The following is an 11971-nucleotide window of genomic DNA, read 5'->3' on the forward strand; positions in this document are numbered from 1 at the left end:
AAGACGGAAATCCCGGTCAAGTCTTAGAAACTCAATAGAAATCAAGTCTTAGAAACTCAATAGAAGCCTTGAAAGTGAAGCGGTTACAGCTTCGATGCTGATTAACCCTTAAAAGTGATGCAGCTTACTTGTTCCATGTTGGGCCAATAACCTTCCTTGGCCAAAATTCCGCGCGTGTGCGTTCAACCGATTAACCTTCAACTCTTGATAAGATGTCTTTCCACGTCTCCTCTTGGTCAATTAAGAATCCGGTTGCTACTCTGGTCATGTTCCTGGTTTTAGGAATAGTCGGTCTATTCTCCTTCAACCAGTTGGGAATTGATCGGCTTCCTAATATCGATCTTCCAGCGGTTATGGTTACTGTTACCCAGCCAGGGGCAGGACCGGCAGAACTGGAATTCCAGGTAACCAAAAAAGTTGAAGATGCTGTTGCTAGCCTTGGAGACATTGACCAAATCCGCTCCACTGTTACTGATGGCAGCTCCAGCACCGTTATCAATTTTGTCCTGGGAACTGATAGCAATCAGGCAACGAATGATGTACGCAATGCAGTAGCTCAAATTCGCCAAAGTTTGCCCCTAGATATTAACGAACCGATTGTCAGACGGTTAGAATTTGCTGGGGGTTCAGTGATGACCTATGCGGTAGCTTCTGACAAACGCTCGGTGGAGGAGTTGAGTGATCTAGTTGACCGGAAAATTAGCCGTGATCTGGTGAATGTAGCGGGAGTTGCCCAAATTGATCGACTCGGAGGAGTTGATCGCGAAATTCGAGTTGACCTTGACCCCGCTAGATTACAAGCCTTTGGTATCACTGCTACCCAAGTTAATGACCAAATTCGGAGCTTTAATGTCAACTTACCCGGTGGTCGCGGTAACATCGGCGGCGCTGAACAGAATGTCCGGACTCTGGGAAGTGCTAAGACAGTCGAAGAGTTAAAAAACTACCGTATTGTACTCCCAGATGGCGCAAATGTTACCCTTTCCAGTTTGGGAGAGGTGACCGACGGCTTTGGTGATCTTAGGACAGCTGCCTATCTCAATGGCAAGTCAGTGGTAGCTTTTTCTGTACTGCGCAGCACTGGTAGCACTTTAGTCTCGGTGGAAGAAGGGGTTCGCAAGGCTGTTAAACAACTAAAAACTACCCTGCCAGAGGATATCGAACTGCCCTTGATCTTCACCCGTGCTGATTCAATCCGTGATTCCTACCAAGCAACCATTGATTCCCTAATTATCGGTTCACTACTGACCGTACTAACCGTGGGGATATTTCTGAGAAATTGGCGGGTAACTCTAATTACAGCAATAGCCCTACCTTTATCAATTATTCCCACATTTTTGGTCATAAAAGCCCTAAACTATACCCTTAACAATATGAGCCTACTGGGTTTAGCCCTAGCCGTAGGAAACTTGGTCGATGATGCCATTTGCATGATTGAAAATATCGACCAGCACTTGGATATGGGTAAGAAACCCTTGAAAGCAGCGTGGGATGGGGCCCGGGAAATTGGTTTAGCTGTAGTAGCGACCACCGCAACTATTGTCGCGGTATTTCTTCCTGTAGCCTTCATGGGGGGTATCCCTGGTCAATTCTTCCAACCTTTTGGAGTAACCGTTGCGGTATCTACTATGTTTTCCACCCTGGTAGCTACAACAATGACACCGATGCTGAGTGCTTATTTGCTCAAGCCAAAATCAAAAAGGTTGAAGGTTGACAAGTTGAATGTTGAAAGTTCGCCCAATAACCATAAATCCAATAACCTACCCTTCAAGAACGCCAAGGGCGAACAACCTGCAACCAATCAGAAGCGACCTATACAACCTTATCGAAGTCTATTAACCTGGGCGTTGAAGCACCGGATTACCACGATGTTGATAGCTGTAGCGTTTTTCATCGGTAGCTTGCAGCTTGTACAGTTTATTCCCAAGGGTTTGTTTAATGATGGGGATACTGGCATTAGTACGATATTGATTGATCTGCCACCGGGGTCTCAACTCAATGAAACCATAGACGTCGTTCAACAAACCAATCGGTTGTTGCAGTCAAACCCAGCTGTGGAAAATGTTTTGGCCAGCGCTGGAGATGATGGTATAAATTTTGGTACTGTATACGCCAAACTCTTACCCAAAGAGGAACGGGAAATCTCTCAAAAAGAATTTGCTCAGCAAATGCGTCAGGCTTTTCAGAAAATAGCTGGTGCTAGGGTTAGTTTCCGTAGTCAAAGTCGTGGAGGCTCTACCAAGGATTTATCAATTGTTCTCAAGAGTGAGAATGGTGAACTGCTTTCCCAAACCGCCCAAGCCCTAGAAAAACAGATGCGTCAAATCCCTGGTTTAGTGGAAGTTACCTCTAGTGAAAGTCTAGTTAAACCAGAAATTGTGATTGTACCTAACCCTGCCCGTGCAGCAGATTTAGGAGTGTCTGTTCAAGCGATCGCACGCACGGCCTCTTTAGCGTTAATTGGAGACCTTGAGTCAAATCTGGCTAAATTTGATTTATCTGACCGACAAATTCCAATTCGTGTCCAACTCGACCCAGAATCGAGGAATGACATCGAAACCCTCAAAAATCTGCGGGTTCCCAGTCGAAATGGTACCTTAGTACCAATCACTGCCGTAGCTGATATCCGTTTAGGGAGTGGACCTGCTGAGATTAAGCGCTTTAATCGTGCTCGTCAGGTGTCTTTGGGAGGCAACTTGCAAGGGATGTCTCTAGGAGATGCGATCGCAAAAGTTAAATCCCTACCTGCTATGAATCCCCTACCCCCTGGAGTTTCTGAGGAACCAGCTGGGGATGCCAAGATTCAGCAAGACATATTCAGTCGATTTTTCAGTGCCTTAGGGCTAGCAGTGCTCTCGATTTATGCCATTCTAGTGCTGTTGTACAACAGTTTTCTCTATCCCTTTGGGATTTTGGTCGCTTTACCCCTATCTATCGGTGGTGCCTTAATGGGACTGTTGGTCGCTCAGAAGGAATTGGGACTGTATGCCCTAATCGGAATAGTATTACTAATGGGATTGGTGACCAAAAATGCCATTCTGTTGGTAGACTTTGCCTTAGCCAATCATAAAGAAGGGAAATCCCAGTTTCAAGCCGTTATTCAAGCTGGAGTCAGTCGCTTGCGACCGATTTTGATGACCTCCGTTTCCACCATTGCTGGCATGATTCCCATTGCCTTGGAATGGGGAGCAGCTGGTGAAGTTCGTAGTCCGATGGCTATTGCCGTGATTGGAGGATTTACCACTTCTACTCTGCTAACCTTGGTGGTGGTGCCGGTCTTATTTACCTATGTCGATAACTTTGTTCGTTGGACAAGAAAGACCCTATTTGGAAGTAAAACTCAAGATTCCCAAGACCTAGTAAAGCTTGAGGTAGAGCCTGAGCACTATTCGAACAATGGTACTTCTGTTGCTGCTAGTAATGGTAAGTTTTAGTCTCTCGACAAATGTCTAGGTAAGCTATCAGCTTAAGCGCTACGCGCACGCGTGCGCGTTCAGCTATCAGCTATCAGCTATCAGCTATCAGCTTAAGCGCTACGCGCACGCGTGCGCGTTCAGCTATCAGCTATCAGCTATCAGCTATCAGCTATCAGCCAAGGCCTGATAGCTGACGGCTGAATCCTTATGCCTATGGTGAATAACAATTAACTAAAAAGAGTTAATTGTTGGGATTTAATTAAGCTAATCCAGATGTCAATTACCTATTGATGCTATTAACCAAAACTAATCAATCCCTGCCCTGATAAGTTACCCATAAGTTACCCATAAGTTACCCATAAGTTACCCATAAGTTACCCATAAGTTACCCATACGTGACATCGGTTACCTGATTGATTAGGAGTTTTGTTGATGTAGTGGTAGGGTGGATAGTATTCCCATCAGTCTGATGATGGTAAGATTTGAGCAAGAGGCGTGTTTGATCAACCTCGAAGACGGAAAGGACGCCAAGAAAGCAAGTAAACCCAAGAAAGCAAGTAAACCAAAGCAAGCAAACCAGGGAGGCGGATTTTTGTAACCGAATAATATGACAATTAATCTGACAATTCAGCAATTAACTAAATTACCAACTCAATAATTATGATGTGTCACTATCTTAGGGAAGTTAACTTAAAAATTATTATTCACTTAACTTCCCTAAGGTAGGGGGATTAAATAGCAATTAAGTCACTATTAACTAAATTATTGTTAATTTAGTTAATAGTGTAGGTGATTGATGTAGTGGGAGCATCGAGTCGTGAAAGCTGTTGGGTGGCATAGTCAATGGTTGTGGAAAATTTTTTCTCTCGTTGGAGAAATTTATTTAGGTATAGCCATACTATATCCCGTCCATGTCGCTAAGGCTGAATCTATTATACCAGCCGCAGATGGGACGGGCACTAGTATTACAATTGATGGCAATGAGTTGACGATTGAAGGGGGTACAGTTTCCGGAGATAGAGCAAATTTATTCCATAGTTTTGAAAAATTTGGTCTGAATGCAGAACAGACAGTTACGTTTCTGTCTAATCCCAAAATTCGTAATATTTTGGGTCGGGTTATTGGGGGTGAAGCGTCAATTGTTGACGGATTAATTAGAGTAGTTGGAGGTAACTCAAATTTATTTTTAATGAATCCAGCGGGATGGGTATTTGGGGCTAATGCTCGGTTGAATATCCCAGCTGATTTAACGGTAACAACAGCGAATCGGATTGGGTTTGGTGAAGACAATTGGTTTACTAGCTTTGGATTAAATGACTATCAAACTTTAATCGGTAATCCCAAGACTTTGGCCTTTGACTCGAATCAACCAGGGAGTATTATTAATGCTGGTAAGCTGGAAGTACTAGAGGGAAATAATTTAACCTTAATCGGCGGTAGTGTGATTAGTACTGGAAACGTAAGTGCTGCCAAAGGAACGGTTAATCTGGTTGCTGTAGATGGTGCTAATTTAGTTAGGATTAGCCAACCAGGACACCTATTAAGTATAGAAATTGAATTACCAACGGATGCAGATGGGGAGCAGCTACCATTTACACCTCAGGATTTACCAACCTTGTTGACCGGGGGAGTTGAAGGGTTAGAGACACCAATTGTGGTAACGCCAGATGGTAAAGTACAGCTCGCGGATTCTGGCTTACCAATTGAGATTGGTGATGTGGTGGCTCGGGAGGTAAAGGCTCAGACTGCTACACTCTCAGCTGCTAATAATCTCACCTTAGTCGAAAGCCAGCTCTCTACCACTGGGGATTTGAATCTGTTGGCTGGCAATACCGTGCGATCGCATGATAGTCTAGCGCGCCCCTTTATTGCAGAAGCCCTGGGCAATTTATCCATCCAGGGAAATCAAGCTATCGAGATTTCCACCTTCAATCATCAGGCTAGTGGTTTCTTCTCTGGTGGCAACATGGTACTGCGTTCTGCTAATCCAAAACAAGGCAGTAGTCGCTATCAAACAGGCGCTAGTTTTCGGATCGAGCAGTTAGATGGTAGTCCAGGAAATTGGATTAGTCCTGATGATTCCATCATTCTGGCAAATGGTGATGTCAGTCTAGGAAACTACCAAGGCGCTTCCCTACATATTTTGGCAGGGGGTAGTGTTACCTTAGGCGAAATTGTGATTACTCCTAGTGATGACCGTAACCCTAGGATTAGTCCAACTAATTCCGATCCCTTTATTGCTAATTTAGCTAATGTCACTCTATCTGACCAAAGCAATTTAGTGATTGATAGTAATAATCAGGCTACCTTAGATATTAGAGCTGGGATTGATTGGACACAATTAGGAGGATTTCCAGGAAACAATTCAGGTAATATTGTTCCTGATTTTCGTAATACTGTTAGCAGTAATGCCACTAGTGCTGATATCAAAGTTAGCGATATTACCGTAGCTCGGGATGGATTGGTATTGTTAACCAATCAGTATCTTGCTAATAGCTCATTACCCAGTGGAGCAATTCAAGTAGACACCATTAAGACCGGTGGTTTAAGTAATAGTAATCCTAATACTAATTCCCAACAAATCCTGATTGACTCTCGCAACACTATCAAAGTGACTCAGGGGAATCGCTTAGATACTTCCAGCAATAATACTGGTAGCGGAGGGGATATAACCCTAATAGCGGATGGTAATAGTAAATTACCTACTAGTCAAGGTACTAGTCACCCTACTATTCAAATTCCTAGTATCGATTCATTGGGTGGTCAGAGTGCTGGTAATGTCACTGTAATTAGCAGAGGTGGTGATATCGAAATCAATAGTGGGGGTAGTGGTATCAATGCTGATTCAGAATCGGGAAATGGGGGAGCGATCGCAATCAGAGCTACTAAGGGTAACGTTACTATCAAAAATCCCATCAACAGCCCCAGCACTCTAGTCATTGATACCGATGGTCAGGTCAGTCTTGGCAACCCGGATCAACCATTACAAGTAAGTAAGATTAAAGATGTTTTGATTACCGCTGCTGGGATTGAAGTGATTTCCCAGCTGATTACTGAGAGCATAACTATTCAACCAAAAGAGCTTAATACTACCGTCGGCATAGGTAAAGATGCTGGTGGCACCTTCCAAATCACCACAACGGATCTGCTCAATAACCTCGATCTAGGCTCGTCCGGTACCTTAACCATTGGCAATCCTGAATTTACCGGTGATGTAAGAATCCGCGACTTTGACCTGAGTGAAGAAAACCTCAATGTTATAGTCAGAGGCCGGGATATTCACTTTGTTAGTAGTGATAGCAATCCTGTTGTCCAACTCGGTAATAATCAGACAGCTCAATTTATCTCTGCTGGTACCATCTTTGATAGTTCAGGCACTGAAGTAAAAATTGATGGGCCACAAGGGGCAGTGCTATTCGATACTGAAAATGGATTTAGCTACGCCGATGCTAATGGTATAGATGTTCAAGTCCAGAATATTGCTGCTGTTACCGGCAATAGTGGCGATATTATCCTTAACCATCAACACCCCAATGCCGTGATCACCTCCGTGGCTGGTGTGAATGGGATTAGCGCTGCTAATAATGGCAACATTAGTCTGGGACAGGAGCTACCTGGTAGTATCACCATTGAGCAACCCATCCGTGCTCAGGGTTCAGGCAATATCTCAATTGGGGAATCCAACACTACTCAAATCAATCTCAACAGCACCGTCACATCTGACAGTGGTAACATTAGCTTCCTCAAACCCGTTAATATTGATAACACTACTGCTAACATCACTAGCACTAGCGGTAACATTACCTTTAATAATACCGTTGACGGTAGTCAAGACCTGAGGATTAATGCTGGCACTGGCACCATTCAGTTTAATGATGCAGTGGGAGGCACCATTCCCCTAGGGGATATTACCCTAACTGCTGATGAAATTAACTTTAACGAGATAGTGCAAGGGAATGCCACCATTACATTACAACCGTTCAGCGCTGATCAAGCGATCGCAATTGGTGGCAATCACAGGAGCCAAACTAATATTATAGCTCTAACTGCAGAAGAAATCAACCTCCTGGAAGATGGTTTTACTGCTATCACTATTGGTAATCCTAACAGTAGCGCTAACATTACCATTGCTGAGACTGGGGTCACCTTCCAAGACCCAGTAACCATTCAAGCCCCAGCCGGGTCAGGTGCTATCATCGGCCAGGGCACAATTCAAGGCATAGACAATGCTTCCATTACTCTAGAGGCCAATCAAACCATTGCAGTTGGGAACATTATCACCAATAGCTCTGATATCAAGCTTACTGCTAGGAATGGAGAGGTATTCACAGACAACCTCAACACTTCTGGTATTAGTGGGGGTGATCTGGTTATCAATGCCTTTACTACCATCAAGACTGGGGTAATTAATACTAGCGGTAGTTTTGGAGATGGCGGAAATGTGACTATCGACCCGATTGGGGATGTGGAAGTCAGGGCGATTAATGCTCAAGGGGGAGAAAACGGTAGTGGTGGTAATGTCGATATTACCGCTGGTCGATTTTTCCGAGCTACCGATACTTTTAGCGATCGCAATCAGCTCACACCTAGTATTTCCACTAGGGGCGGAGTTGCAGGAGGCTCAGTCATCATCCGACATAATGGCGGAGCTAATTCCATACCCTTTATCGTAGGGGATGCTACCCTCAATGGTACCGCTGGAGCCATTACCACTGGCATCGACAATTCGATTTTACCAACGCAACGGTTTCTGGAGTCCTATACTCAGGGGAATTTTCCCACTCAGATTCAACTGATTACTCAGCTATCTCGTAATACACTAAGCAATAGTCAGCCAGCGTTACCTGAGTTACCACAGGAAATCCTCCCACCAGTGATGATAGAAGACACTCAAGCAGTTTCTAAAGAAATACTAGTCTATCAACTAGAGGATTATTTTACCAGTCAAGTCACAGGTCTTGGGGAGTTATCTGTTAGTCAGATTAAAACAGCAAAAGACATTCAAACAGAACTCAAAGAAATTGAAGAAGTTACCGATGCTAGACCGGCACTGATCTATGTCTTTTTTCGGAATTCTGGAAATTTACCAGGACGAGACGTTGTCTTGAAAACCGAATTCCTCAACATTAATCCTAATGTAATTGTAGAGCCCAAGCCTAATGCTCCGTTGGAACTAGTATTGGTAACTAGCCAAGGCAAAATGATCTACAAGCGGATTGCTAATACCAGCCGGGAGCAAGTGTTAGCCTTAGCTGAAGCATTCCGGGATAGTGTAGAATCTCCAAGAGCAGGGGTGTTTCGACCACAAGACTTAGCAAAATCCCAACAACTCTATCAATTACTGATTAAACCCCTCCAGAAGACATTAGATCAACAAAACATCAATAACTTGGTGTTTGTTATGGATAAAAGCTTGCAGTCTCTCCCCTTAGCAGCACTCCATGATGGCGAAAGCTTTATTGTGGAAAAATACAGTGTTGGTTTAGTTCCTAGTTTGAGCTTGACCGATACCAACTATACCGATGTCAGAAATGCGCCAGTGTTGGCAATGGGTACGGAAAAATTTGACCAGCATCGAGACTTACCCTATGTTCCCAAACTAATTGACCATTTAGTTAATACTTGGTCAGCTAAAGCCCTAGAAAACGAAAACTTTACCTTAGCTAATCTCCAGGATGAAATTAATCATAAATCTTTTAATATCCTTCATTTAGGAACCCATGGTAAATTTCGGTCTAATGCTAATGATTCCTACATTCAGTTCGGTCAAAAACGATTAGGATTAGGAAAATTTGAAACCCTGGGATTAGAGCAACCACCGGTAAATTTATTGGTTTTAAGTGCTTGTGATACAGCCCTTGGCAATGAACAGTATGAATTAGGATTTGCTGGATTTGCCTATCAAGCCAAAGTGCAATCGGTCTTAGCTAGTTTGTTAGCAGTGCCTCAAAATGGAACCTTTAAACTCATGAAATCTTTTTATGACCATTTAAAACTCGTTCCTAGAAAAGCAGAAGCTTTAAGGTTAGCCCAAGTAGAGATGCTAAAGGATAACAGTAATAAGAAGTTATCTCATCCTTACTATTGGGCATGGTTTACTATTGTGGGAAATCCTTGGTGAAGAGGGAGTAGGGAGTAGGGAGTAGGGAGCAGGGAGTAGGGAACAGGGAACAGGGAACAGGGAACAGGGAACAGGGAGTAGGGGAAAGAGTGTGTAGAAGGGAGAACAGTTGAGGCAAAAAGTATATAAACCCAGGGATTGCATCATATCATATTGGGATAATTCCCCTTAATCAACATCTCCCCATCTCCCCATCTCCCCATCTCCCCATCTCCCTATCTCCCCATCTCCCCATCTCCCCATCTCCCCACACTTCCCACACTCTTCCCACACTCTTCCCTACTCCCTACTCCCTACTCCCTACTCCCTACTCCCTACTCCCTAGAGCTGAGGTAGCAGTTAAGGCAGCAACAGCTAATAGACCAAATACAGTGGTTGGTTCAGGAACGGTAGCCGGGGCTCCTTGACACTCCCCATGGCTATAAGCCAGGGGATTCTTGGTTCATCGAATTGTCTTGCTCAACCAGGCCGTGACCAAGAAGAGTAGAGGACAAATCTCCCCAAGCGTTTGATAAAGTTTCCGTGTGCCCCACGGTACTCAAGGCTCTATTAAGTATGTTTTTAGCAGCGTTATGATCGCGGTCTAAGGTGCAGCCACATTGACAGGTGTGGGTTCTGGTTGACAGAGATTTCTTAACTACTTTCCCACACTGCGAACAATTCTGACTTGTATAGGCAGGATTGACGGCAATAGTGACTTTCCCAAACACTTGACCGAAACGCTCTAACCATTCTCGAAACTGATACCAACCTGCATCATTAATAGACTTAGCAAGGCAGTGATTCTTTACCAAGTTTTTGACCCTTAAATCTTCGTAGGCGACCAGGTCGTTAGACCGGATTACGCAACGTGCCAGTCTCTTAGCATGTTCTTTACGTTGCCTACTTATTCTAAGGTGTGCCCTACTTAGTCTATTTCTGGCTTTATTACGATTGGATGAACCTTTCTTTTTTCGAGAAAGCCTGCGTTGGCAAAATTTTAAGTGCTTTTCGCTTTTTCTGTAGAATCTGGGATTAGGCTCGGAAAACCCATTAGAGTCGGTATAAAACTCTTTCAGTCCTACATCTAACCCAACAACAGAACCTGTAGACTCGGTTTCTTCGTTTCGGCAAACCTTAATACAAAACTGAACATAATAGCCATCCGCTTTTTTGACAATACGAACCCGCTTTATTAGTTTATGGTCGAACCACCATAAGTCCCAAGTTCCTTTGAGTTTGACTTTGCCAATACTTTTTTTATCAGTGAACCTAATGGATTTTTTGTCTGGTGATAATTTCCACCCGGATTGCTTGTATTCAACAGAGCGACAATACTTTTTGAATTTTGGGTAACCCTTTTTGCCTGGAATCTTCTTTTTGCAATTATCAAAAAAACGCTTGATAGCACGCTCTACGTTCTCTACCGAAGCCTGGCCAGCGTGGCTATTAAGGTCTTTAACAAATCCAAATTCATCTCTTAACTGAGTGTTGTAACGATAGAGTTCCTTTTTGCCAATACCCTTATTGTCCATCCAGTAACGTAGAACTTTATTCCGCACAAATTTAGAAGTGCGAATAGCTTCGTCTACAGCTTCCTGTTGACCCTCAGTTAGGATGGCTTTGAACTCCATTGTTAACACTTCATCACCTCCTTGACATTATCTTGCCGTTTACTTTTATTATATATACATAACATTAAGATAATGTCAAGGGCAAAATGGTAAGCAATTATAAATACAACAAAAATATTATTTAATTGTGTAAATACAACGTCGTGTGGTGGCCAAAGTACCGCAGACCAGTCTTAGTAGAAGAGGTAGAAGCAAGATTAAAAGAACTCCTCCATCAAATAGCAAAAGAGATCCAAGTTGAAATTATTGAATTAGAGGTGATGCCTGACCATGTTCACTTGCTCTGTGAATGCGACCCACAATTTGGCATTCACAGAGTTGTTAAACGATTTAAAGGAGCAACTAGTAGATATCTCAGAGAACAATTTCCCCATCTAAAGAGCCGACTACCTACTTTATGGACTAATTCTTATTTCCTGTCCACAGTGGGAGGCGCTCCCCTAGAAACAATTAAAAGGTACGTCAAAAATCAAAAAGAGGTTTAGGGAATAAATTCCTGTTCGGGCTAACCCCATGGATATAATCCAGGGGCTTGCGCCCTCATGATTTTCGGTCAAACATCACATTTTGTTCCGCTTCTCGAAAAGCCAGAACTGCCTCACCAGGAGCAACACTTCCTGAAGTTAGCAATAGCTTTTTCATATCCTTAGAGAAGATAAGTTCGCTGAAAATATCAGAAATACTTTCCTTACTCCAGGCTGCATCTTCCTCCTCAGGAATTGTGTAGAGGATACTGGTTAAGGTCTTGTCTATGTTATTTCCAATTACCACTCTACGCCCTAGATCTGTGGTAATAGAATCCCCAGTTTCACAAAAAGGAA

General features: G+C 43.4%; 7 protein-coding genes. 3 read left to right on the forward strand and 4 right to left on the reverse strand.

Translation table 11 applies throughout. The features are described 5' to 3' along the window. The first annotated feature begins 212 nt into the window (after window positions 1-212). A complete protein-coding gene (locus F6K52_RS22905; protein ID WP_293083188.1) occupies window positions 213-3434 on the forward strand; it encodes an efflux RND transporter permease subunit in 3222 nt (1073 codons plus the stop codon). Window positions 3435-4233: 799 nt separating this feature from the next. Then, the gene (locus tag F6K52_RS22910; protein WP_293083191.1) at window positions 4234-9537 is read left to right on the forward strand and encodes a CHAT domain-containing protein; all 5304 of its coding nucleotides are present in this window, start codon (window positions 4234-4236) and stop codon (window positions 9535-9537) included. On the opposite strand, the gene F6K52_RS22915 is transcribed toward F6K52_RS22910, so the two are convergent. From F6K52_RS22915 to F6K52_RS22920, 3 genes are all read right to left on the reverse strand, one after another. Next, window positions 9515-9655, reverse strand: coding sequence for a hypothetical protein (locus F6K52_RS22915; RefSeq protein WP_293083196.1), 141 nt, complete (start codon window positions 9653-9655; stop codon window positions 9515-9517). The genes F6K52_RS22910 and F6K52_RS22915 overlap by 23 nt on opposite strands. A 189-nt stretch (window positions 9656-9844) precedes the next feature. Then, the gene (locus tag F6K52_RS37055) at window positions 9845-9967 is read right to left on the reverse strand and encodes a PEP-CTERM sorting domain-containing protein (RefSeq protein WP_364419214.1); all 123 of its coding nucleotides are present in this window, start codon (window positions 9965-9967) and stop codon (window positions 9845-9847) included. Beyond that, a complete protein-coding gene (locus tag F6K52_RS22920; RefSeq protein WP_293083201.1) occupies window positions 9957-11150 on the reverse strand; it encodes a transposase in 1194 nt (397 codons plus the stop codon). Before F6K52_RS22920 ends, F6K52_RS37055 begins: the two co-directional genes overlap by 11 nt. A 125-nt stretch (window positions 11151-11275) precedes the next feature. Between F6K52_RS22920 and tnpA the strand changes: the two genes are divergently transcribed. Further along, window positions 11276-11635, forward strand: coding sequence for an IS200/IS605 family transposase (gene tnpA, locus F6K52_RS22925; protein ID WP_293083206.1), 360 nt, complete (start codon window positions 11276-11278; stop codon window positions 11633-11635). Between the two features lie 55 nt (window positions 11636-11690). On the opposite strand, the gene F6K52_RS22930 is transcribed toward tnpA, so the two are convergent. Continuing rightward, window positions 11691-11971, reverse strand: a 281-nt coding sequence (locus tag F6K52_RS22930; RefSeq protein ID WP_293083211.1) for a hypothetical protein, incomplete at its 5' end; no start/stop codon positions are given.

Source organism: Moorena sp. SIO3H5, from assembly GCF_010692395.1.
GTDB lineage: Bacteria > Cyanobacteriota > Cyanobacteriia > Cyanobacteriales > Coleofasciculaceae > Moorena.

Bases quoted from the DNA above. Each gene is read 5' to 3' on its own strand.
- F6K52_RS22905 (WP_293083188.1), top strand. From the start codon at position 213: ATGTCTTTCCACGTCTCCTCTTGGTCAATTAAGAATCCGGTTGCTACT.
- F6K52_RS22920 (WP_293083201.1), bottom strand. From the start codon at position 11,150: ATGGAGTTCAAAGCCATCCTAACTGAGGGTCAACAGGAAGCTGTAGAC.